Consider the following 23,831-nt stretch of genomic DNA (forward strand, 5'->3'; position numbering starts at 1 on the left):
ACTCCCTTCTCGCTTTTTATCCAGAACACATTGAAAAAGCAGCACCGGTTATCCGATGCTGCCTTCAGAAAAAATAAAACCCCCTGCACATCCGCACAAGAGGTTAGGTTATATTTGAATGAATTATATAACAGGGACTTTTGGATTGCAACCGTTTCCGATAAAAAAGTTAAAAAATTCACAAAGTAGGGCTCATGCGGGATATCTGAAGGTGAATATGCATATCTTTTATAGTTGGACTCGCAGGAATGGTGCTTTTGTACTGTTTCGCGTTGCAGTATGATAGATTATCGTGCGGCGGTATTATATGCGGTTCTGTGATCGGGGAACATTGGAAAAGATAAATTGCTGGTTTTAGAAATGGGAATGCTAGGGGGACGAGCCTATTTTCAAATAAATTGCTGGTTTTTAAGCGTCCCATAACATGAAAATTAGCGGATAAAGCTCAATTTGCATGACTTTTTCCGGAATAAGAGTGAGTATGAGGGGAAGCAAGCAGAAATCATCCATCGTTTTTCTCGAAATTGATAGCTTTCGCGCCACATGCCCTCTTTTTCAAGCCAAACCGCCAACATTTCACGCCAGCACCCGGCCCTTTCACGCGCAATACCGTGATTTTCACGCCAAACCGCCGCTTTCACGCCATACTCCAGACTTTTCACGCCGAACCGGTTCCTTTTCATGCGGTTCCCGGCCGGGCACCCGGGCAATCCCCGCCTTGCCCGGCAATCAAGACGTTCCTATAAAGAAAACTCGCCGATTGGCGAGTCTTTAGGCGAAGACAGAGGCGTAGTTGCCCTTATCTATATTCTTAAAATTGACCGCTGCATCGAAATACTCCCTTGCTGACAATTTATACTCCCTATATGGGAACAAATGCGCAAGGCGCCCGCTTAGCGGCGTACGCATAAGCGGGGATACCCGCAGGGAGGTGCTCTTTCCTTCTGGAGGGATCACCGCTTATGACGATAGCCGCTGGAACTGGACAATCCCCGTCTGGCTTTTTATCTCCGTGCCAATAAAAAAAGCCGCCAATCGGCAGCTGTTTGTTATATGTAGTATGGCGCCCCCGGCAGGATTCGAACCCACCCTACGAGAACCGGAATCTCGCGTGCTATCCATCTACACCACGGGGGCAAACTATGTCACTCGGAAATCCAGCGACTCATTTATTATAGTAAAAATACCAGCCCTTTGCAAGGGGGATTTTCAATTTGATTCCTGGCGGATAAAATTGCCTGGCAATTGCCAGGCAATTACCGTGCCTCCCCGAATCCAACCCGGGCATATCCTGCAGTACAGCAACAATTCCACGTTTAAATCGGGTGCGAGAGGGTATGCTGAATTAGGTAAGTATATGGAGGTTTTCGGCTGATAGGTTAGGCAGGCCGGCAGTTGCTGCCGGTTAAAAATTTGGTCGAACGGTTTCTTTTGACCTTTATTGACCAAAATTGTATGATGGAGGTAAGCATCCAAAGTACATAGCGGATTTCACTTAAAAACTAAGGTGTTAGGAGGATGAGGAATATGAATTTGATTCCTACAGTCATTGAACAGACGAATCGCGGGGAACGTGCTTATGACATTTATTCCCGCCTGTTGAAAGATCGAATCATTATGCTGGGAAGCGGAATTGACGACAATGTTGCCAATTCGATTGTGGCCCAGCTGCTGTTTTTGGCCGCTGAAGATCCGGAGAAGGATATTTCTCTTTATATCAACAGCCCGGGCGGTTCGATTACTGCCGGCATGGCCATCTACGATACAATGCAGTACATTAAGCCGAATGTATCAACAATTTGCATCGGCATGGCCGCTTCTATGGGTGCTTTCTTGCTGGCAGCAGGCGAGCCGGGCAAACGTTTTGCCCTGCCTAACAGTGAAGTCATGATCCATCAGCCGCTCGGCGGAACACAGGGTCAGGCAGCCGATATTGAAATCCACGCTAAGCGTATCCTGCAAATGCGCGAAAAGCTGAACCAGATTTTGTCCGAGCGCACAGGCCAGCCGCTTGAAGTGATCGAACGCGATACAGACCGTGATAACTTCATGACAGCCGAGGCTGCAAAAGAATACGGCTTGATCGACAAAGTCATCAGCAACCCGCCGACAACTGAAGACAAAAAGTAAGCAAACTGAAAGCCCGGCCTTCCCGCCGGGCTTTTGCATTTATGATTTCAAGTCTTTCTTTTCCACAAATGCCGAAAGGGCTTCGACCGCCTGCTCCTCATCTTTTCCATCTGCCTGCAAGGTGACTTCCGCACCGGAGGCAACGGCAAGGCTCATGATGCCCATTATGCTTTTTGCATTCACTTTCTTTCCGTCTTTTTCTACAAAAACGTCTGAATCAAACCGGTTCGCTTCCTGTACAAACAGTGCAGCCGGCCTGGCCTGAAGCCCCGATTCAAGTTCAACTACAATTTGTCTCTCAACCACCACTGATTCCTCCCTTTCGATTCTCTCCGCCTATGCAAAAATATCTATTTCTATTTGAAATTCCACTGCCATAAAGGCTCTGTCAAAGCTGAATAAAACGCCTTAAAAGCCGCTTGCTCTCTGCAGCCGTTTCACCGTGTAAGTCTTGCGGTTTTGTCCAGTTCGACAAGAAAAGTGCAAGGCGCCCGCTAACCGGCGTATGCATAAGCAGGGCCGCACCAGGAAAGGCACTTTTTCCCTTCATGGGGCGGCAATGCTTACGACGATAGCCGCTAGAGCTCGCAGCTGGACATTGTGCTTAAAACCTTTCTTACCCATTAAAAGAAAACGCTGTCTTTTTTCGGAAAACCGTGCATCATCAGACTCGTCAGCGGATGCTGTAGCCGCCAATCTCTGATGGTGCACACCTTTATATACGCGTAGCATCAAGAAATGGGTTCACCCATTCTTATCTTTTCGGCAATCTGATCCAATTTACGCAGCCGGTGGTTGATGCCTGATTTGCTGATTTTTCCGTTTTCGAGCATATCACCGAGTTCTTTCAAGGTTACATCCTGGTATTCAAGGCGGAGCCGGGCGATTTCTCTGAGCTTGTCAGGCAAAGCCTCAAACCCGATCGTATCCCGGATCAATTTTATATTTTCAACCTGGCGTAATGCTGCGCCGATTGTTTTGTTTAAATTTGCGGTTTCACAGTTTACAAGGCGGTTGACCGAGTTGCGCATATCCCGGACAATCCGTACATCTTCAAAGTGGAGAAGCGCCTGGTGGGCACCGATGATATTCAGAAATTCGGAAATTTTTTCCCCTTCCTTCAAATACACGATAAACCCTTTCTTCCGCTCAAGTGTTTTCGCGTTCAGGTCAAACATATTCATGAGATCACACAAGGACTGGTTATGTTCCCTATATAATGAAAAAACCTCCAAATGGTATGATGACGTTTCAGGGTTGTTTATGGATCCTCCTGCCAGGAAAGCACCGCGTAAATAGGCGCGTTTGCAAGCTTTCTTTTTCGTGAACTTTGCAGGGATCTTATGGGTGAATGAAAATTGCCCTTCAAGGATGGCAAGGTCCTCAAGGATTTCCCGGGCCTGTTCTTTCAGCCTGACAATATATACATTATTTTTCTTCAGCCGCATTTTCTTCCGGACAAGCAGCTCGACAGGAACGCCGTAGCCGCGTTTAATCAATGTGTACATCCTCCTGGCAATGGCCGCATTTTCCGTCTGTACGTCAAGGACAAGCTTTTGGTTCGTGAATGACAGGGAGCCATTCATGCGGATGAGTGCCGCCAGTTCAGGCTTCATGCAATTTTCATCCAGTTCAAGCGTTGTCAGTTCTTTCTTTGTTTCTGAAGCAAACGACATCTTTTCACCCCCTCTATACAGAGCTGTTACCCCTCAGGTCTTCCCTTTGTAATCATTTCATAAATGAGCTTTGCAATTTTTTTTGCATCATGCCGGATGACATTTCGGTCATATTCGATGATACCGTCACTGATGATTTCACAGCCGAGCGTCTGCAGTCCACTTTTATCGCTCAGCACCGGCTTTGCCTCTTCTTCTGCATATAGGGCCTGAATTTCTTCCGGTACGAGCGTATCGTTGACAATGACTGTATCGATAAACGGCTGGTGCAAATGGTCATACAAGGCCTTCACATGGTCGCTGGCGGTGTAATCCGTCGTTTCACCGGCCTGGGTCATGACATTGCACACGTACACCTTCCGTGCCTTTGAGGCGGTCAACTCCTCGCCGATTTTAGGCACGAGCAAATTCGGAAGGATACTAGTATACAGGCTTCCCGGACCGATCAAAATCATGTCCGCTTCCCTGATTTCCTGCAGCGTTTCATATAAAGGCTCCACATCTTCAGGAGTGATGAACACGCGTTTAATTTTTTTGCCAGAGGCGGGAATGTTCGATTCACCGCTTACGATCGTCCCGTCTTCCAGTTCCGCATTCAGCACAATGCTCTGGTTGGCGGCCGGGAGCACTTTCCCCCGCACATTCAAAACCCGGCTCATCTCCTGGATGCCATGGACGAAATCACCGGTGATATTCGTCATGGCTGCAAGAAGCAAATTGCCGAGGGCGTGCCCTGACAGGCCGTTCCCCTGGGAAAAACGATGCTGAAACAGGCTTTCGAACAGCGGCTCAACCTCTGCCAGTGCAATCAGCACATTCCGCACATCACCGGGCGGCGGAATGAAAAGCTCATCGCGGAGCCGGCCGGAACTGCCGCCGTCATCAGCAACCGTGACAATTGCTGTAATATCCAATGGATATTCCTTCAGCCCGCGCAATAGAACAGGCATCCCTGTTCCCCCGCCGATTACAACTACTTTTCGGCCCTGGTTCTCAGTATTGCTCATCTTGCGCGTTCCTTCCGCTGCATCTCCCGGTGTGATACATGTGTGTCATAGTCCTTGGAAAAATAATCCCCGAGATATTCAGCAAGCGTCACCGATCTGTGCTGGCCTCCAGTACAGCCAATCGCAATCACAAGCTGGCTCTTCCCCTCCCGTTTGTACTCGGGGAGCATAAACGTGAGCAGATCGAGAAGCTTATTGACGAATGTCTGGGTCTCAGGCCATTTCATCACGTAGTTGGAGACGACTTCGTCAAGGCCGGTCAGCGGGCGCATTTCATCAATATAATGCGGGTTTGGAAGGAAACGGACGTCGAATACAAGATCGGCATCAAGCGGAATGCCGAATTTGAAGCCGAATGATACGATATTGACATTGAAATTATACCGCTCACTGTCCGCAAACCGCTTTAACACTTTTTCACGGAGCTGCCGCGGCCGCAGGTCGGATGTATCAATCGACTGCTGGGCTTTTCCTTTCAAATCACTTAACAGGGCCCGTTCCTGCCTGATCCCTTCAAGCGGCAGCCCTTCAGGTGCCAGCGGATGAGAGCGCCGTGTCTCTTTGTAGCGCCGGACAAGGACGGAATCATTCGCATCCAGGAACAGGATTTGCGGCTGAATCCATTCTTCCGATTCGATTTCATCGAGCACTTCGCTGAGCTTCTCAAAAAATTCACGGCCGCGCAAGTCCATGACTAGGGCGACTTTATTCAGTTTTGTGCGCGACTCTTTCACCAATTCAAGGAATTTCGGCAGCAGTGTCGGCGGCATGTTATCGACACAAAAAAAGCCCAGGTCCTCAAGCGCCTGCATGGCGACCGACTTTCCAGCTCCCGACATGCCGGTTATCACAACCATCTGGTTTGATGTTTCAGCCATCATTCCCGCCTCCCTTACTTACTCTTGTTATACTGTCATCTTATTCAGTTATCTGCATGTCTTGCAAAATTCGCTTTAAAAACTTGCTCCGCTTGCCTTTTAAAATCAGCAATGGATATAACCAGGCTATTTTTTATAAAAAACAGTGATTTATTTATAATCTTCCACAGGATACCAGGTATTCAAGACGGATCAAGGCGGTAAGAAATCAATTCGAAGTCGGGAGTGTACGTAAACGTCCCGTAGATCATACCGCTGCCTTTCAGTACATACTCGATGATGTGGTGGTCACCGGGAGCCATCGGCAGGTCGGCCACCTTATCGGCAGGCTGCCACTTCAGTATGCCTTCTTCGCACTCATCAACACTTTCACCATCAAACTCAGTCGCTAAAAATGTAAACATCATCCATTCAGAGACGACTTTGTCCCCTTCTTTTATGATAAACGTAAAAATACCTTTTACGTTCGGATTCTTGATATAAATGCCGGTCTCCTCACGAAATTCACGTATGACGGAATCCTTGATGGATTCACCAGGCTCCATTTTTCCACCCGGCGCCACCCACCAGTCCCGGCGCGGTTTTTGCAGCAGCAGCACTTCATTACCTTTTAAAAGGACACAATTTGTTACCCTTTGCACAATATCACCTCTTCCAGGCCATACCCTGCCCTTCGACATAAGCCGGTTTTTGCCGGTTCTTCACCTAAGTATACTATATTTTCATAAGGGCTCACAATCCAATACATAACGGACTTTCGTCAGGGTGAACGTGCACACCCTCCATACACCCGGTCGGAACGTTCAGGGAATCCGCCGCCCCTCCGTCCATGATTGAGAACAAAAAAAAGGACACGGGAAGGGAATACCCGTGTCAAAAACCGTCTATTAAATAAAAGGGGGGTCAATTACTACTTATATAGTACCCCATAAATATTTCACCTGTGTTACAAACGAGTTAAAAGCGGGTTACGCTTTTTCAGGACTGCTTCTGTGCTTTCAGCTCTTCCATCAATTCCTCGACATAGTGCTGTGCAGCTTGAGCCGCGATGCTGCCGTCGCCGGTAGCTGTGACGATCTGGCGGAGCATTTTTTCACGCACATCGCCTGCAGCAAAAATGCCGGGTACTTTCGTTTCCATGTTTTCGTTCGTTTCAATGTAGCCATTTTCATTCAAGATGCCAAGATTGGAAAACGGCTTGCTCAGCGGAATCAAGCCGATGTAAATGAATGCACCGTCTGTTTTGAACTCGCTCTGTTCACCGCTTTTGACGTTTTCAATCGTGACGCTGCCGACTTTCCCGCCTTCATCGTTGATTGACTTGACGACAGTATCCCAGATGAAATCGATTTTATCGTTTTCAAATGCGCGGTCCTGAAGGATTTTCTGGGCGCGCAATTCATCACGGCGGTGGATGATTGTCACTTTGCTTGCGAAACGGGTCAGATATACCCCTTCTTCTACAGCGGAGTCCCCTCCGCCGACAACGACAAGCTCTTTTCCTTTAAAGAAGGCGCCGTCACAAACCGCACAATAAGAAACACCGCGGCCGCCCAGTTCATCTTCACCCGGAACGCCAAGTTTTTTGTACTCGGCACCCGAACCGATGATGATTGACCGTGCTTTGTATTCTTTGTTGCCTGCTTTGACAGTCTTATATTCTTTTCCATCGACGATTTCTGTAATATCGCCATATGCATACTCGGCACCGAACTTTTTCGCATGTTCGAACATTTTATTGGAAAGGTCAGGTCCGAGGATGGACTCATAGCCCGGATAGTTTTCAACGTCTTCGGTGTTTGCCATCTGTCCGCCCGGTATTCCGCGTTCAACCATCAGCGTGGACAGGTTTGCGCGGGAGGTGTATACAGCAGCAGTCATGCCTGCAGGACCAGCCCCGACGATTAGGACATCATAAATTTTTTCTTCACTCACAGAAATTCACTCCTTTTCGAGAATCCGATAACTCATATACCTATACCAGTATATGCATCTCTGACTATATTTGATTATTCCACAATGTCTATCCTATAAAACGAAAGTCACAAAATCCATTAAATTGCTCACGATAAAAGGGTATTCACCAATTTGACATATTTACTGACCGTTCCCGGTGAAATTCCGTACTTTTGAGCAGCTGCATTCTGTGTTAGTTTTTGTTCTTTATCTAAATTCCATACATATTCAAGCGCGGCCGCCAGTGCTTCCGCATTCGTGTGCCGGACCTTTTCCATGTCGAGCATTTCCGCTGCCAGCTGGGACCAGCTGACGAGCAATTCATGCAGCGCCGGCATCGCCAGCTGCTTCACATTTTTGCTGCAAATCAGTTCGGCTGTTCTGGCAAGCTGAAGTACTGCCCGGGTTTTCACCTTTTTCACTTGTTTCTCTCCATCATTGTGCACAATGGAAACCGTTTTATTCGGTTTCAGCTCGAGCATCATATGGGCCGCGAACTCTTTTAAGATGAACGGCTGGCTGCTTTCTTCGGCGAAATCCCTGAGCACCCGGTAAGCCCGGTCGTCATCGATGCGTTTCAAAATGTAAAGGGCGTACAGCTTTGTTTCAAACGTTTCGCCGGCGCCAAGTGCTTCCGAAAGCATATTCCGGAACGTTTCATGTTTTTTCAAGTCTTCAAACGTAAAGCCGTGAAAGTCTTTTTTAGTTGTTTCCCGGCTATCTTCATGCTTTTTCCACGGTTCTTTGCCGGCTTTTTGAGGGTTTAATTCCGTCACTGCTTTCCAGGCACGTTCAGCTACATTCTCATTGCCTGTTCGGTGTGATGAAACCGCCAGCCAATAATAAAAGCTGCCGTCACCCTCATATCCATGTTTATCAAGCCAGCGCAGCCACCTGTATGCCTGCTCGTGATACCCTGTCAGCGCAAAAGTCGCGCCGAGTTTGAAGCGGTGATCAGCACTTATCGGATATACGGACATAAGCTGTCCGATGACATCCTGTACGTTATTTTCCACCCCCAGGTAATGGCTAAACACAGCCAGATTACAAAGGGCATGGAGATTTCCCGGGTCTTTTTCAAGCACATCATCAATAACCTCGAGGGCCTCTTCCGTTTCACCCGAGTAAAAATAGGCCAGCGCCAGGTTATTGTAATTGGACCACAGCTCAGGATAATCGGTGATGATATCCTCAAGCGACTTAATCGCTTTTTCAAAATCCCCTTTTTCCAAATACGAGCGGGCCTGTTCCTGCTTTAACAGCAAGTCATCTTGTATATCAAAGTCCCTGTTTCCGAATTCATCATTTTCAATTCCCAATAAATCGAGCAGTTCCACAGTATCGTCAACAAACTCACCGTTCGGCGCCGCTTTAATATAGAGCTTCGCATTCTTTTCAGCTTCCTGGAACAGGCCGAGATGGGCAAAATTGTTGGCCAGGAAGTAACGGCATTCCGCCATATCCGGATCGAGTTCATCGAGCACCCGGGTCAGTTGGCGGTTGGACTCGTCATAATTTCCGCGTTCAGAAAGAATGACGGCATACTGGACAGCGAAAACCGGCTCTTCGGGTTCAAACCGGACCGCACGCTGCAAGTATTTTTCCGCTCTCCGCAAATCTTGCTGATGATATGCTTTCAGTCCCCTATTAAAAAAGTATTCACCGTCTTGGATAAACGGGATAACCTGCCCTTGATGTTTTTGTGCTTTATGTTCTTTTCCCATATCCATCCTCCAGTCTCCCCCGGGAATCATTCCGTCCATTATTCAACGAATCTGAGTATAACACATTTGCAACTGATTGGCTGTAAATTTTTGCACATTGTCTTATGTATGAAGAAGATATGTGAAAAAGTTAATCGTTTTATCACAGATCAGCATCGAAATGGCGAACAGCACCTCACCTTCTGCCGTTTTCACCTTCATCGCATGAAAATGCACCCATGTTTTCCGGCAATGACCTGTTGAAATAAAGCAGTTAAAAACCGGACAATTTTCTTCGATTTCAGTGTAACACAGGCGCCGGAAACAGACTATAACAAGCGATGTCCCCAGGGTGGAGGAACAAATGCACAAGGCGCCCGCTTAGCGGCGTACGCATAAGCGGGGGTACCCGCAGGGAGGCGCTCTTTCCTCCCGGAGGGGATCACCGCTTATGACGATAGCCGCTGACGCCTGGAGCTGGACGATTCCCTCCTGGCTTTTTATCCATAATGCTTACATTTTATAATTTCCTTAACAGAGAAAAAGAAAATGCCTGGGAATTGCCTGGCAATTGCCAGGCATTTCTCAGGCATTTCTTCCCGGATCATTTTCCGGATTCAGATTTTTGGGTGCTGTGCCGTTCCTGAAGGACAGCGAGCACGTCATCGAGCGGGAGTTTTTGTTCACGAAGGAGGACCATGAGATGGAAAATGAGGTCGGCTGCTTCCCATTTGAGCTCCTCGGAGTCGCGGTTTTTCGCGGCGATGATGACCTCGGAAGCTTCCTCGCCTACTTTTTTCAATATCTTATCGACACCTTCTGTAAATAAATACGTTGTATAGGATCCTTCCGGCATTTCCGCTTCCCGTTCAGCAATGATCCGTTCCAGTTCGTTCAGGATGGCGAACCGGTTTCCCCTGTCTGCAAAAGGGGCTTCACCTTCCTCCATGAGCGGCTTGCCAAAACAGCTGTAGCTGCCGGTATGGCAGGCGGGCCCTGACGGTTCGACACTTACGAGAACAGCATCCTGGTCACAATCATAGCGGAGTCCGGTCACCTTCTGGGTATTGCCGGAAGTCTCGCCTTTATGCCACAATTCCTGGCGTGACCTGCTGTAGAACCACGTTTCCCGGGTTTCGATTGTTTTTTCCAGCGACTTCTTGTTCATATAAGCAAGTGTCAGCACTTCTTTGCTGGCAGCATCCTGTACGATCGCCGGCACAAGCCCTTTTTCATCGAATTTGATGTCAGATACATTCATCGCACCAGCACCCCCTTTTCCTTCAATGCGTGTTTCACTTCTTTCACCGATGTCTCTTTATAATGGAAAATCGAAGCGGCCAGCGCCGCATCGGCCACTTCATGCTTGAATACTTCATTGAAATGCTCGGAGCTGCCGGCTCCGCCCGATGCGATGACCGGTACCGAAACCGCATCGTTCACCTTCTCGAGAAGCGCCAGGTCAAAACCGTTTTTGGAACCGTCACGGTCCATGCTCGTCAGCAGGATTTCCCCGGCACCGCGGTCCACCACTTCCCTGGCCCAGTCCACGACCTCCCACTCCGTCGGGGTGCGTCCGCCGTGGGTGTAGACCCGCCACGAACCCAACTCCTCATCGTACCGGGCATCGATCGCCACGACAATACACTGCGTCCCGAAATAATCGGCGCCTTCGGTAATCAATTCCGGGCGGTTCACGGCCGCCGTATTAAGCGACACTTTATCGGCCCCGGCCCGCAAAATCCGTTTCATATCCTCAAGAGATGATATCCCGCCGCCGACTGTAAACGGAATGGCAAGCTCTGATGCGACATCCCTCACAACTTCGACCATCGTTTCCCGGCCTTCGTGCGAAGCGGAAATATCGAGGAAAACAAGCTCGTCCGCTCCCTCCTCATCATAAAACTGCGCCAGTTCAACCGGATCCCCGGCATCCCGGAGCTCGACGAACTGCACGCCCTTCACGACCCGGCCTTCCTTCACATCAAGGCATGGAATGATCCGTTTTGAAATCAAAGGCTGCCCACCTCCCGCAACGCTTCAGCAAGCGTAAACCGGTCCGCGTACAGCGCTTTGCCGACAATCGCACCGGCAACTCCCTCGCTGCGGCGTTCCGCTAGATTCCGGAGATCGGCAAGGCTGCTGACACCGCCCGATGCGATCACTTCTTTCCCTGTCGCTTCAGCAAGCCGGATTGATGCATCAATATTAGGCCCGGACAGCGTTCCGTCAGTTGCGATATCAGTGAAAATGAACGTCTCGGCGCCGGCTGCAGCCAGTTCCTTGCCGATATCCTCCGCTTTCACTTTCGATGTCTCTGTCCAGCCTTCCGTCGCCACATACCCGTCGCGCGCATCAAGTCCAATGGCAATCCGGCCGTGATGTTCAGCTAGCATCTCTTTGACGAAATCAGGACGGGAAAGGACACTGCTTCCGAGGATTACCCGCGTCACACCGCGATTGAAATAATACTCCGCGTCCTCCTTCGTGCGAATCCCCCCGCCGACCTGAATCTTCAGCCCTGAATTGTAAGCGATGGAAGAAATCAATTTCTCATTCACAGGCTTTCCTTCTTTTGCACCGTCAAGGTCGACCATATGAATCCACTCGGCTCCCTGATCGGCAAACTGCTGGGCGACTGTCTGCGGCGAATCACTGAAAACCGTTTCCTTATCATAATCGCCCTGCAGGAGACGCACGCATTTGCCGTTCCGGATATCGATCGCCGGATAAATCGTGAAGCTGCTCATACACTTTCCGCTCCTTTCACAATGTCCGTGAATCGTTTTAAAATAGCGAGGCCGGCCCTGCCGCTTTTTTCCGGATGGAACTGGGTTCCGAAAATATTCAGGCGGCCGACAACTGCCGGCACTTCCACATCATAGTCCGCACTGGCAAGCACGACATCATGCCGGTCTGTCTCAACGTAATAGGAATGGACAAAATAGACGAAGTCTTCAGGGATGTTTTTCAGCAGCGGCGAATCGGGCGCATGGTAGGCAAGCCGATTCCAGCCCATGTGCGGCACCTTGTATTTCAGGCCCGCTTTCGTATGCCCTTTGAAACGGACAGCCCGCCCGGGTAATATCCCGAGGCCTTTTGTCAGCCCGTTTTCTTCGCTTTCTTCAAATAACAGCTGCATGCCGAGGCAAATGCCGAAAAGCGGCTTGCCGTTTTCAGCTTCAGCAAGGATGAATTCCGTCAGCCCGCTTTCATTGAGCGACTTCATCCCATCCCGGAATGCCCCGACACCCGGTAAAATCAGGCCGTCGGCTTTTTTCAGTTCATCTATGTCACCTGACAGGAAGAAGGGGACTTCCATCCGTTCGAGCGCTTTGCTGACGCTGAACAGATTCCCCATTCCATAGTCGATAATGCCGATCATTTACAACATCCCTTTCGTTGACGGGACCCCCTTGATGCGCGGGTCCTGCATCGTCGCTTCATCAAGCGCGCGGGCAAGCGCCTTGAATACCGCTTCTATCATATGATGTGTGTTTCTGCCGTAATGAACGATCACATGCAAATTCATCCGTGCTTCCAGTGCAAACTTCCATAAAAATTCATGAACAAGTTCAACATCGAAATCACCGATGCGCTCACCCGGGAATTCCCCTTTGAGTTCGAAATGCGGCCGGTTGCTCAAGTCGACAACAACCTGGGCGAGGGCTTCATCCATCGGCACGAACGCATTGCCGAAACGGCGGATTCCCTTTTTGTCGCCAAGCGCTTCAACAAAAGCCTGTCCGAGACAGATTCCGATATCTTCTGTCGTATGATGGCCGTCAATTTCCGTGTCGCCATTCGCATCAACATCCAGGTCGAACTGGCCATGCTTTGCGAAAAGGTCGAGCATGTGGGTCAAAAAAGGCACACCGGTCTCGAGCCTGCTGGTGCCTTCGCCGTCAAGGCTGAGCTTAAGAGAGATATCGGTTTCGTTCGTTTTGCGCCGGATGCTTCCTTTACGCGGTTCCATCTGTTGTTCCATCGTTTTCTTCCTCCCTTGCTTCAACTGCCCTGGCGTGCGCTTCCAGTCCTTCAAGGCGGGCAAGCGCGGCAATTTTTCCGCTGTTTTCCTTGAGCGCTGTCCTGCTGTATGAAATGATGCTTGATTTTTTCACAAAATCGTCGACCGATAATGGGCTTGAGAATCTGGCCGTACCGTTTGTCGGCAGTACATGGTTAGGCCCGGCAAAATAATCGCCGACCGGTTCAGAACTGTACGGGCCGAGGAAGATGGCACCGGCATGGCGGATTTTTCCGAGGGCCTGCATCGGCTCTTCGGTTACGATTTCTAAGTGTTCCGGTGCAAGGCTGTTGACGGCTTCGATTGCTTCCGTCATGGTTTCTGTAACATAAATCATTCCGTAATCACGGATGGAGGCTTCCGCCACCTTTTTGCGGGGAAGTGTCTGCAGCTGGCGTTCCACCTCTTTTGCGGCATCGGATGCCAGTTCCTCACTGTCCGTGACAAGGATGCTTGAGGCACGCTCATCATGCTCTGCCTGTGACAATAGATCAGCTGCGATGTATGTTGGATTGGCGGTGCGGTCGGCCAGGACAACGATTTCCGACGGGCCTGCAATCATGTCAATCGCCACATCCCCGAATACCTCACGCTTGGCAAGCGCCACAAAAATGTTGCCTGGGCCGGTGATTTTGTCGACCGCCGGAATCGATTCCGTTCCATAAGCGAGGGCCGCAACCGCCTGGGCCCCGCCGACTTTGAAAATTTCAGTGACGCCGAGCTCTTTCGCAGCGGCGAGCACGCCTGCCGGCAATTTTCCGTCAGCTTGCGGCGGCGACACCATCACGATTTTTTTCACCCCGGCAACCTGGGCCGGTATGACATTCATGAGGACAGATGATGGATACGCTGCCGTTCCGCCCGGGACGTAAACACCTACTGCATCAAGCGGTGTGATTTTCTGTCCGAGAATCGTGCCGTCTTCCTTTGTTGTCATCCAGGACTGCTGGACCATGCGGGCATGGTAGTCCCGGATATTTTCAGCAGCTTCATTCAATGCCGATAAAATTTCCGGCTCCATGCTTTCGTATGCTCCGTTGATTTCCTCTTCACTGACCCGGATGCTGTCCAGCGCGACCTTATCGAATTTTTCCGTGAACCGGCGGAGGGCACCGTCGCCATTCAGCCGGACGTCCTCAATAATGGAAAGGACCGTTTTGCGCTGATCCTCTGTTCCCGAATCGAGCGATCGTTTCAAGGAAATAGCATCTTTCACTCTCGTTATTTTCACTTGCCGACACTCCCTTTCACTGCCCGGGCAAGCCGGCTCGTCATATCATCAATGATGCTGTCTTTCGTCCGATAGCTCACAGGATTGACGATGAAGCGTGAAGTGATGCCGACGATCCGTTCCATTTCCACGAGGCCGTTGTCTTTCAGCGTCTGCCCGGTCGACACGATATCGACGATCCGCTCAGCAAGCCCCACAAGCGGTGCGAGCTCGATCGATCCGTTCAGTTTGATGATTTCAACCTGCTCGCCCTGCTGGCGGAAGTAGCTGGAGGCGATATTCGGGTATTTCGTCGCCACTTTCGGCGCCACGCTGCCTAACTTTGTGCCGGGAACGCCCGCAACAGCGAGGTGGCATGGACTGATGTTCAAATCAAGCACTTCATACACATCGCGTTCTTCTTCAAGCATGACGTCTTTTCCGGCAATCCCGACATCGGCGACCCCGTATTCCACATATGTAGGAACATCCATCGGTTTGGCCAGGATGTAGCGGAATCCGTCCTTCTCCGATTCGATGATCAGTTTTCTTGTATCGGAAAAATCCGGCGGCAGCTCGTAACCCGCATCCTGGAGCAACCTTGCAGCATCCTTGAAGATCCGCCCCTTCGGCAGGGCGATTGTCAGTTTTTCGTCCATTATGGGCGACCCCCTTTTCCGTTTCCGAGCATATAGCTGACTGAATCATAACGGGACGTAAAACGGTCGACGTCCTCAACTCCGTGAATGTCCTGCAAAATGACGCGCAGACCTTCGGAACGTTTTTGCCCCGCTTCTTCGAGTGCCTGTTTCCGCTGTTCATCACTGAAGAGGATGCAGTGAACTTCCGGCGTTTCTTCAGAAGTCCCGGCCGCTTCAAGCAGGCGGTCCATCCGGATGCCGAAGCCCGTCGCCTTCGCCGGACGGTCGAATTTCTCCATCAGCTGGTCGTAACGGCCGCCGTTGCAAAGCGGGGAACCGATTTTATCTGCGTACCCTTCGAACGTAATGCCTGTATAGTAACTCATATGGCTGACGAGGTTTAAATCAAGCCGGGCATATCGGGTCACGCCGTGGCTCTCAAGAATATCCCACAGTTTTTTCAGGCTGCCGGCTGCCTGTTTTCCTTCTTCTGATTGGACAAGTGCGGCAGCTTCATCTATCTTTTCAGGTGTTCCTCTTAATTCGAGCAGTTTCAGCAGGCGGTTTTCGTCGATTGACGAAAGGCCGAGCGTCCGGATATGTTCGCGGTAGCCGACATAATTTTTCTCATATAGAAAACGGCGGAGCCCTTCGGCCCGCTCCTCATTGCCGAGCACTTCGACAAACAGGGCATTGACGTAACCGATATGGCCGATTGCGATTGTGAAATCTGACAGGCCGGCCTTTTCCAGAACAGCCGTCATGAGTGCGATCACTTCCGCATCAGCACTCAGCGTCGGATCCCCGATCAACTCCACGCCGATCTGCTCAAACTCTGCCGGGCGGCCGCCTTCTCGCTGCTGGGCCCGGAACACATTGGCATCATACGCAAGGCGGAGCGGCAGGCTGTTGCCGCGGAGCCTTGACGCCGCAACCCGGGCGATCGGCGCCGTCATATCCGGGCGCAGCACAACCGAATGCCCCTGCTGGTCGAGCAGCTTGAACAGCTGCTGATCTAATATTGCCGACGCATTCCCAACCGTCTCATAATATTCAAGCGTAGGCGTATCCACATGCTGATACCCCCAGCACCCAATCTCATCCGCAATAGAGCGGCGAATCTTCTGCTTCGTCTCATATAAAAGCGGCAATGTATCCCTCATGCCGAGCGGCTTCTCAAACATAAACGGCTTAGACATCATTTCCCCTCCAAATATCAATTCGCTGTCTTACTACCTTCGCTAAATCGCCGATAATTCCTGTGGGAATTGCCTGGCAATTGCTTCGCAATTGCCAGGCAGCCAAAACCAAATCCGAAACCTAAACACCACAAATTTTGTGCCTTTGGCTAATCCCCCGTAATCCAGTATTTTGCATTATTATTAACATCCTTGAAGGAAATAAGGCGGCAGATGCTGAATTAACGTAAATACTATCGTCTGGATAACAAAACGCTTTAGTTCGCTAATACGATAATAAAATAAAGTTATAATGAGTGTAACTTTACAAACATCATACGTCAACCGAAAAAGTTTGCAGGATTTAGTGCCTGGCAATTGCCTTGCAATTGCCAGGCACACTGCCCCTTATTAAGTACTTCTCTACAAACCATTCGAATAAACTAGTAAAAATGCCCGGGGGAGGAAGAGAGATGCGGATTGCCTGGATTACGGACAGTACTGCCAATTTGACTGAAGAATTTATGAAGAAACATCATATTTATTCCGTTCCGGTTCATATTATTGCCGGTGATGACACTTACCGGGATGGGGTTGATATCAGCCCTGAAGAATTATATGAAAAGATGAAACGGCTGCCGGAAGGGGTGGTCGCAAAAACGTCCCAGCCTTCCATCGGTGAATTCACTGATGCCTATGAAAAGCTTCAGCAAGATTACGACGGAGCGATTGCCGTCCACTTATCCGCTGCATTGAGCGGTACGTTCGCAACGAGCAGGCAGGGGGCAGAAATCGCGGGATTTCCCGTTGAAATGGTCGATTCCAAGCTGATTTCAGAACCACTTGCAGTCTTGATCCATCGCGGGATCAAACTTCTTTCCGATGGCATGAGCGTCATTGAGATAAAAGAGGAGCTCGAAAGGCTGGCGGATCTCAATGAAACGTATGTATCGGTCGGAAACCTTGAGCAGCTATACAGGAGCGGCCGGCTCAGCAGCATCAGCTATTTTCTGGGCAGCTTTTTAAAGATTACCCCGATTATTGGACTGGAGGACGGCAAGCTCGAGATCAAAGAAAAAGTGAGGACGGAACCGCGTGCCTGGAAAAAGATGATTGCCCGGCTGGCAGAATGCAGGAATGACTACGGGGTGAGCGGGGCTTATATTCTTCATGTTAACTCGATAGAGAAAGCACAGAAGTTAAAGCAAGAAATAGTGGAGACCCTACCGGAAATGGATATTTCAATCTCAGACCTTTCACCGGCGGTCGGCGTACATACCGGCGAGGGGACGGTTGCGTTGAGCTGGTTCAATTAAAAGATGGAACCAGGCATATAGGAGGTTTTGGCCAGGTAAGCCGGTCACTATGAAACGTTTTTAGTGGCCGCTGCCGTTCGGTCCCTGCGCACAATTTTTCAATCCAAGCCGCGAAAAAGCCCTCGGTTTTTCAAAAAATACACTCCCTCCATGAAAATGCGGCAGAACACCGGCAGCAATCATTCCGCCTTCGCCTCCACCCTGATAGAACGTTAAAATTTAACGGTTTTTCATTCATTTCAGCCGATTTTATTTTCTTTTCCCTACAATCAAATCCCACGGATTTTCACGCCATTTCCTGAACATGCACTAACCGCCAGCCCAAAGAATTGTCCAGTTGAACAATCCACCACCTCCGCGAGCGCAAAACTGCTCCTGCCCGCCGCTCCGGATTCCGCTCACCCCGCATCTAACCCGCCAAGCCTAAACAAAAAAAGACCAACCCCCATCGGGATCAGCCTTCCTCTTCTCGCTTCCGTGCTTCCATCTCTTCTTTTGTATAAATCACTTGCATCGGATTTCCGCCGACAAAGGCGCCGGCCGGAACATCCTTATGGACGAGCGTGCCTGCCGATACGACAGCCCTGTCGCCGATATGGACGCCGGGCAGAATTGTCGAGTTGGCACCGATCAGCACTTCATCGCCGATCACTACATCCCCGAGCCGATATTCTTCAATCAAATATTCATGGGCGAGGATGGTCGTATTATAGCCGATCACACTGTTGCGGCCGACCGATATCCGTTCCGGAAACATGATGTCTAGCATCACCATCAGGGCAAATGCAGTCTGGTCGCCGACCTTCATCCGCAAAAACGTCCGGTACAGCCAATTTTTCACCGGTAAAAACGGCGTATAGCGGGCAGCCTGGATGACCACAAAATTTTTGACGACTTTCCAGAATGGGACAGTTTTATAAACGCCCCAGAGCGAATTGGCTTCCGATACTTTATAGCGTTCGGTCCTTCTCACGGTTACCCACTCCGATCAGCTTCAGCAAATCCTGCATGTTTTCAAGCATGAAGTCGGGATCGTAGGCTTCAAGATGTTTGCGCCCTTTTGCGGTCCAGGCGACACCTGCTGTATACGTTCCCGCGTTTTGGCCGGACACGATATCATGGTGATTGTCTCCAATCATGATTGCATGCTCGCGCCGGCTGCCGAGCTGGAACAGCGCCTTTTCAACCGGCTCCGGATCGGGCTTGGCATTTATCACATCATCAAGCGTGACAACAACATCAAAGAAACGGTCGATGCCGGTCAATTCCATTCCCATTTTCACCGTCTGCCTCATCTTTGTGGTTACAATCCCAAGTTTATATTCATGCTTATGAAGCGTTTCAAGCGTCTCGACGACACCATCAAACGCTTCCACGTACTTATCATGATTTTCAATATTATGTTTCCGGTACGTATCCACCATTTCATCCACCCGGTCAGGGTCGAGAGAGGAAAAACTCTCTTTCAGGGGTGGCCCCATGAACTGCAGGCAGTCCTCCCTGCCATACTGTCCAGGATAATAGTGGTTCAGCGTATGCATGAACGACGAAATGATCAATTCATTTGTATCGATCAGCGTTCCATCTAGGTCAAACAGCACCGTATCAATTTTCATAAGTTGCTTCCTTTCTATGAGCTGTTTCAAATCGCGGCCAGAAGAATGCGACCGCCATCGTCAGCAGGATTGCCGTCACAAGCCTGATGGCAAGCAGCGGCCAGACCGGGATGCCGAGCGGCACAAAGATAAGTGTATCTTCCACGACCGCATGGCAAGATACTAGAAAAATGAAGGCGAGATACAAATCGCGTTTTTCAACACCGTCTTCTTTTACAGCCTGAATCATCACACCTGCCCCATATGCGAGACCGATTGTAAGGCCGGCAACGAGTGTCATTGACGTATTTTCCTTCATGCCGAGCATTCTGGTGAACGGAGCGAGCCGGCGGGAAAAAGCATCAAGCCAGTCTTTTTCCTTCATATACTGAATGGCAATCATAAGCGGTATGACGATCAAAGCAAGCTGGATAATGCCGAGTGATGCTTTTTCAATTCCTTGAAGCAAAATATTGAACCAGCCGGAAACTTCCGCCTCAGTTGACTGGACAAGTCCGTACTGCGCGAGCTCCCCGCCTCCGGACCAGGCAATATTGATCATGACAGCTGAAAAGACAGCAAGCGAAATCCTGACCAGCGTGACCACCCATATTTTGATGCCGACCCGGGCTGCAACCGTCGATTCGATCAGCAGATTATGGGAAAACGACAGCATGACAGCAAGAATGAATACTTCTTTTACCGTCAGATCAAGGGTCAAAATCGCCCCGATTGCCGCATACAGATTTAAAAAGTTGCCGATGACGAGCGGAATGGCGGCATCCCCTGATAAACCCAGCCAGCCCATCAGCGGTTCTAGCCTGGCGATGACCCACGGCAGAACCGGTGTATAACGGAGAAGCGTGACGATCAGCGTGATCGGAAAAATGACTTTTCCGAGCGTCCATGTCGTATTAAGGCCGACAAACAGCCCTCTCTTTAATGTTTGCACAACCGACTCTCCCTTAACCCTATAAGTTCATCTCAAATATTAAATCATCGTACATCCATTATCTGTCTTTGTCAATCCACTTACTAGTCTTCCAAGTACCGCTTATCGGCATATCCTTTTGCCCGGCGGTACCACCACAGCAATGCCGCACCGGCGATCAGGACAAGGGAAATGACCTGGGCAATGCGCAGGCTGTCGGTCAGCATCAAGCTGTCTGTCCGCATGCCTTCAATAAAGAAGCGTCCAATCGAATACCAAATTACATATGACAGGAACAACTCACCGCGCTTCAAATTGACCTTTCGCAGCAGGATTAAAAGCACAAATCCAAGCAGGTTCCATATCGATTCGTATAAAAAAGTAGGGTGATAATATGTGCCATTAATATACATTTGATCGATGATGAACTGCGGAAGATTCAACCCTTCCAAAAATGCGCGGGAGACCTCGCCGCCGTGCGCTTCCTGATTCATGAAATTGCCCCAGCGGCCGATCGCCTGCCCTAAAATAATACTTGGCGCAGCGATATCTGCAAGCTTCCAGAATGAGAGCCCCCGTTTTTTGGCAAACACAATAGCCGTGACAACACTTCCGATGAGCGCACCGTGGATGGCCAGGCCGCCTTCCCAGATTGCAAAAATTTGCCCCGGGTTGTCGATATAGTAGCCGAGCTTAAAAAGAACATAATAAAGGCGTGCCGATAAAATTGCGATCGGAATCGCCCACATGACCAGATCGATGAACACTTCCGAATCCATTCCGCGCCGTTTCGCTTCACGGGTCGCCACCCACAGCCCAAGCAGCGCCCCCGATAAAATAAAGACCGCATACCAGTAAATCGTAAATGGACCGAGATCCAAAAAGACCCGGTCAAGAGGCTGTATTTGCTGTTCCATTTCATTCACTCCCAACAGTTATCCGCTTGCCGCAGGCAAACGTCCACATTTCATTAAAAGTCATCCTGGTCCCGGTCATTGATCGCATCGGTAAGACGGGCGGAAAATTCTTCGGCCGCATTCATCCCCATCTGCTTCAAACGGAAATTCATCGCCGCCACCTCAATAATGACAGCAAGGTTTCGTCCCGGCCTGACCGGAACAGTCATCTTTGTGATTTCGGTATCAATAATTTTCATCTTGTCCTCTTCAAGCCCAAGCCGGTCGTACTGCTTGTTCTGATCCCATAATTCCAGATTCATAACAAGCGAAATTTTTTTATAATTTCGGACCGCCCCCGCTCCAAACAGAGTCATGACATTAATAATGCCCAGTCCGCGGATTTCAAGGAGATGGCGGATCAGTTCCGGCGGCGTTCCCACCAGTGTATTGATATCCTCCTGACGGATTTCCACACTGTCATCTGCGACTAGCCGATGGCCGCGCTTAACAAGCTCAAGCGCTGTTTCACTTTTACCAACACCGCTGTTACCGGTGATCATCACACCTACACCATACACATCAACAAGCACGCCATGCACGGCAGTCATCGGCGCAAGCCTGCTTTCAAGATAATTGGTGATATGGCTGGACAGCCTCGTCGTTTTCATCGCTGAGCGCAACAGCGGCACACTTTCACGCTCGCATGCTTCAATCAGCTCTTCCGGCACGTCCAGTTCCCTTGATACGATAATGCCCGGTGTTACGTCCTGGCAGAGCCGCTCCATCCTGTTTGCTTTTTCAGCATGCTGAAGACCTTCATAAAATGAAAGCTCCGTTTTGCCGAGCAGCTGCAGCCGGTCGCCTGGATAATATGCAAAGTAGCCCGCCATTTCCAGGCCGGGCCTCGAAATATCACTCGTCGTAATCGGACGGCCGATCCCTTCTTCACCAGCAATCAATTCAAGATTGAATCGTTTAATCAAATCCTGTGTACGCACTTTTGGCACATTCGTCCCCTCCTGCTTCTCATATGAGGTCATGATAAAAGATAGTCCGTCTTTTATTGTAGCATGGTTTGCCCGATAAAATGAAACAGGCGATACGTTTTAAGCCACAGTTCAAGGGACGTACAGCTGGCAGAAGGACATGCGCCCGCCAGGCAGGCCAAATATGTTAAATAAACGTTTAATTACCCGCTTCAAAGGCTTCTGCAAAAACTCAATCCGCATTAAACAAACGTTTATTTAATCGGTTTAGTCCGTTTCTTTCATCGTGAATGTCTCAACCTGCCCATCCCATTTGATTGTAACCGTATACTCCCCGCCCCCTTCGATTTCTGGACAATCCGTACAGGACGAACGTTTTGGGATAGTGGCATTCGTTACCGTATTTTCCGTGCCGCCCATCATGAAGGAAGGGCCTTTAATCTCATAGTCTACGTCTGCAAGGTGTTTGCTTTTATCTCCCTGGAAGCGCAAAACCGCCTCCGTGTATTGTTCTTCATCAAGCTGCGTCACCGTCAGCTGGCCGAACCAGCTCTCGCTTTCCCCTTCAAAATACAGTTCTTCCTTGCCGGCGCAGCCTGCCAGCAGAAAGAGCGAAGCAAAAAACAATAAAGCCATCGCTTTTTTCATCATCAATCCCCCTTTTACCATTTTCTATTATATCTAAAATGGGAAGGACAAGCGGTGATGAATATCAAAAAAGTATCAAGAATCAAAATTAAGGCTTTTTGTGGATAAGGGTATTGCAACTGAGTGGATTGAAGCGGGAGGCATGAGACTTCAGCGGGAGAAGCGAACAGGGAAGACCCCGCAGGAGCGGCAGCGACGAGGACGCTTCCCGGTCGCCCCGCGGAAAGCGAATGCCTGCAGCGGAAAGAACGGATAAAATCCAGAATAAGCACTATCATATTCAAGAAATATTCCATTAAAGGGTTCATCGTGGTCCCTGTATTTATCTCTCATTTTACTATTAACACCCTAAATGCCAATAAAAAGGAGGTGCGAATTACGTGCTAATTCCACCTCCAAAAAGTATGCTTTTTTGTTTTCTCCCTTTCAACCGAACCGGTTGAGACATTTCTGTTACTTTCGATCACGGAGCGGTTCTACGATAAAGTTTTGAATCAGCAGGTTCAGCAGCGAAATGACAATTGCTGCGACAATCGCCGACCCGAATCCCTCGATAATAAAGGAGTCACCCATAATAGCCTGTGTCAAATAAAGCGTTACGGCATTTATGACAAACAGGAACAAGCCGAGCGACATGATCGTGACCGGCAATGTAAGAATGACGAGAATAGGTTTCACGATCACATTCAGGATCGATAAAATGATACTCGCCAAAACAGCCGCTCCAAACCCTTCTAGATGAAAGGATTCGAAATATCCTGCGACTACCATTAACACAATGGTATTCACAATCAAGTTAATGATCCAGTTCATTCTTTGATGACTTCCTCTTCATTTGGAATGATGAAAATGCTCAAAATGTAGAGGAGCCCCATCGGGAAAAATCCGGTACCGATCAAGAGCACCAGGAAAATGATCCGGATAATGGTCGGATCAGCACTCAAATATTCGGCCAGGCCGCCAAGGACCCCTGCCACTTTGCGGTCTGTGCGGGAACGATACAACTTTTTCATTTCTATTCCTCCCTGGTAGGTATGATTATTTCAATGA

General features: G+C 49.6%; 26 protein-coding genes and 1 tRNA gene. 2 read left to right on the plus strand and 25 right to left on the minus strand.

All coding sequences use genetic code 11. From position 1 onward, the window contains the following. Positions 1–431: 431 nt before the first annotated feature. Positions 432–641, minus strand: a complete 210-nt coding sequence (locus A4U59_RS21590; protein ID WP_169823891.1) for a hypothetical protein — start codon at positions 639–641, stop codon at positions 432–434. Positions 642–1,061: 420 nt separating this feature from the next. Further along, positions 1,062–1,137, minus strand: a tRNA-Arg gene (locus tag A4U59_RS01790). Positions 1,138–1,527: 390 nt separating this feature from the next. Between A4U59_RS01790 and clpP the strand changes: the two genes are divergently transcribed. Further along, complete coding sequence (gene clpP, locus A4U59_RS01795) at positions 1,528–2,130, plus strand: ATP-dependent Clp endopeptidase proteolytic subunit ClpP (protein ID WP_066175426.1); 603 nt, start codon at positions 1,528–1,530, stop codon at positions 2,128–2,130. A 39-nt stretch (positions 2,131–2,169) separates the two neighbouring features. Here the strand turns inward: clpP and A4U59_RS01800 are convergent, their stop codons facing one another. From A4U59_RS01800 to A4U59_RS01875, 15 genes are all read right to left on the minus strand, one after another. Continuing rightward, positions 2,170–2,436 carry an HPr family phosphocarrier protein gene (locus A4U59_RS01800; protein ID WP_066175429.1) on the minus strand — a complete coding sequence of 89 codons (267 nt, stop codon included), beginning with the start codon at positions 2,434–2,436 and terminating at the stop codon, positions 2,170–2,172. 425 nt (positions 2,437–2,861) lie between these two features. Further along, complete coding sequence (gene whiA, locus A4U59_RS01810; protein ID WP_066175434.1) at positions 2,862–3,806, minus strand: DNA-binding protein WhiA; 945 nt, start codon at positions 3,804–3,806, stop codon at positions 2,862–2,864. Positions 3,807–3,832: 26 nt separating this feature from the next. Beyond that, positions 3,833–4,813, minus strand: coding sequence for a gluconeogenesis factor YvcK family protein (locus tag A4U59_RS01815; RefSeq protein WP_066175437.1), 981 nt, complete (start codon positions 4,811–4,813; stop codon positions 3,833–3,835). Then, positions 4,810–5,691 carry an RNase adapter RapZ gene (gene rapZ / locus A4U59_RS01820; RefSeq protein WP_106406279.1) on the minus strand — a complete coding sequence of 294 codons (882 nt, stop codon included), beginning with the start codon at positions 5,689–5,691 and terminating at the stop codon, positions 4,810–4,812. Before rapZ ends, A4U59_RS01815 begins: the two co-directional genes overlap by 4 nt. Before the next feature lie 182 nt (positions 5,692–5,873). Beyond that, positions 5,874–6,332, minus strand: coding sequence for an NUDIX hydrolase (locus tag A4U59_RS01825; protein WP_066175442.1), 459 nt, complete (start codon positions 6,330–6,332; stop codon positions 5,874–5,876). Positions 6,333–6,669: 337 nt separating this feature from the next. Beyond that, positions 6,670–7,626 (minus strand): thioredoxin-disulfide reductase, encoded by a 957-nt coding sequence (trxB, locus tag A4U59_RS01830; protein WP_066175445.1) that lies wholly within the window; start codon positions 7,624–7,626, stop codon positions 6,670–6,672. A gap of 128 nt (positions 7,627–7,754) precedes the next feature. Continuing rightward, entirely contained in the window at positions 7,755–9,371 is a 1,617-nt protein-coding gene (locus tag A4U59_RS01835; protein ID WP_066175448.1) for a tetratricopeptide repeat protein, read from the minus strand. Between the two features lie 583 nt (positions 9,372–9,954). After that, positions 9,955–10,611, minus strand: coding sequence for a bifunctional phosphoribosyl-AMP cyclohydrolase/phosphoribosyl-ATP diphosphatase HisIE (gene hisIE / locus A4U59_RS01840; protein ID WP_066175451.1), 657 nt, complete (start codon positions 10,609–10,611; stop codon positions 9,955–9,957). Continuing rightward, positions 10,608–11,366 carry an imidazole glycerol phosphate synthase subunit HisF gene (gene hisF / locus A4U59_RS01845; protein ID WP_066175453.1) on the minus strand — a complete coding sequence of 253 codons (759 nt, stop codon included), beginning with the start codon at positions 11,364–11,366 and terminating at the stop codon, positions 10,608–10,610. Before hisF ends, hisIE begins: the two co-directional genes overlap by 4 nt. Further along, a complete protein-coding gene (gene hisA, locus A4U59_RS01850) occupies positions 11,363–12,100 on the minus strand; it encodes a 1-(5-phosphoribosyl)-5-[(5-phosphoribosylamino)methylideneamino]imidazole-4-carboxamide isomerase (RefSeq protein ID WP_066175457.1) in 738 nt (245 codons plus the stop codon). Before hisA ends, hisF begins: the two co-directional genes overlap by 4 nt. After that, positions 12,097–12,735, minus strand: a complete 639-nt coding sequence (gene hisH / locus A4U59_RS01855; RefSeq protein WP_066175461.1) for an imidazole glycerol phosphate synthase subunit HisH — start codon at positions 12,733–12,735, stop codon at positions 12,097–12,099. The genes hisA and hisH overlap by 4 nt, the downstream gene beginning before the upstream one ends. Continuing rightward, entirely contained in the window at positions 12,736–13,326 is a 591-nt protein-coding gene (gene hisB / locus A4U59_RS01860; protein WP_066175650.1) for an imidazoleglycerol-phosphate dehydratase HisB, read from the minus strand. Next, positions 13,313–14,608, minus strand: coding sequence for a histidinol dehydrogenase (gene hisD / locus A4U59_RS01865; protein ID WP_066175464.1), 1,296 nt, complete (start codon positions 14,606–14,608; stop codon positions 13,313–13,315). Before hisD ends, hisB begins: the two co-directional genes overlap by 14 nt. Further along, positions 14,605–15,246: an ATP phosphoribosyltransferase gene (gene hisG, locus A4U59_RS01870; protein ID WP_066175467.1), complete on the minus strand. Its 642-nt coding sequence runs from the start codon at positions 15,244–15,246 to the stop codon at positions 14,605–14,607. The genes hisD and hisG overlap by 4 nt, the downstream gene beginning before the upstream one ends. Continuing rightward, positions 15,246–16,430, minus strand: coding sequence for an ATP phosphoribosyltransferase regulatory subunit (locus tag A4U59_RS01875; RefSeq protein ID WP_066175470.1), 1,185 nt, complete (start codon positions 16,428–16,430; stop codon positions 15,246–15,248). The genes hisG and A4U59_RS01875 overlap by 1 nt, the downstream gene beginning before the upstream one ends. A 449-nt stretch (positions 16,431–16,879) precedes the next feature. Between A4U59_RS01875 and A4U59_RS01880 the strand changes: the two genes are divergently transcribed. Further along, positions 16,880–17,722: a DegV family protein gene (locus A4U59_RS01880; RefSeq protein WP_157888113.1), complete on the plus strand. Its 843-nt coding sequence runs from the start codon at positions 16,880–16,882 to the stop codon at positions 17,720–17,722. Positions 17,723–18,176: 454 nt separating this feature from the next. Here the strand turns inward: A4U59_RS01880 and A4U59_RS01885 are convergent, their stop codons facing one another. The 8 genes from A4U59_RS01885 to A4U59_RS01920 form a co-directional block, all read right to left on the minus strand. Further along, a complete protein-coding gene (locus A4U59_RS01885) occupies positions 18,177–18,695 on the minus strand; it encodes an acyltransferase (RefSeq protein WP_066175478.1) in 519 nt (172 codons plus the stop codon). Further along, positions 18,673–19,338 (minus strand): pyrophosphatase PpaX, encoded by a 666-nt coding sequence (gene ppaX, locus A4U59_RS01890; RefSeq protein ID WP_066175481.1) that lies wholly within the window; start codon positions 19,336–19,338, stop codon positions 18,673–18,675. The genes A4U59_RS01885 and ppaX overlap by 23 nt, the downstream gene beginning before the upstream one ends. Continuing rightward, complete coding sequence (locus tag A4U59_RS01895; RefSeq protein ID WP_066175483.1) at positions 19,328–20,269, minus strand: nucleoside recognition domain-containing protein; 942 nt, start codon at positions 20,267–20,269, stop codon at positions 19,328–19,330. Before A4U59_RS01895 ends, ppaX begins: the two co-directional genes overlap by 11 nt. A gap of 83 nt (positions 20,270–20,352) precedes the next feature. Beyond that, positions 20,353–21,165, minus strand: a complete 813-nt coding sequence (gene lgt, locus A4U59_RS01900; protein WP_066175485.1) for a prolipoprotein diacylglyceryl transferase — start codon at positions 21,163–21,165, stop codon at positions 20,353–20,355. A gap of 53 nt (positions 21,166–21,218) precedes the next feature. Further along, the gene (gene hprK / locus A4U59_RS01905) at positions 21,219–22,154 is read right to left on the minus strand and encodes an HPr(Ser) kinase/phosphatase (protein WP_066175488.1); all 936 of its coding nucleotides are present in this window, start codon (positions 22,152–22,154) and stop codon (positions 21,219–21,221) included. A 246-nt stretch (positions 22,155–22,400) separates the two neighbouring features. Beyond that, positions 22,401–22,781: a hypothetical protein gene (locus A4U59_RS01910; protein WP_066175491.1), complete on the minus strand. Its 381-nt coding sequence runs from the start codon at positions 22,779–22,781 to the stop codon at positions 22,401–22,403. Between the two features lie 453 nt (positions 22,782–23,234). After that, positions 23,235–23,594: a phage holin family protein gene (locus tag A4U59_RS01915; protein ID WP_066175494.1), complete on the minus strand. Its 360-nt coding sequence runs from the start codon at positions 23,592–23,594 to the stop codon at positions 23,235–23,237. After that, positions 23,591–23,794 (minus strand): PspC domain-containing protein, encoded by a 204-nt coding sequence (locus A4U59_RS01920; protein WP_066175497.1) that lies wholly within the window; start codon positions 23,792–23,794, stop codon positions 23,591–23,593. The genes A4U59_RS01915 and A4U59_RS01920 overlap by 4 nt, the downstream gene beginning before the upstream one ends. Positions 23,795–23,831: the final 37 nt, after the last annotated feature.

It is taken from the genome of Bacillus marinisedimentorum, from assembly GCF_001644195.2.
GTDB lineage: Bacteria > Bacillota > Bacilli > Bacillales > Bacillaceae_O > Bacillus_BL > Bacillus_BL marinisedimentorum.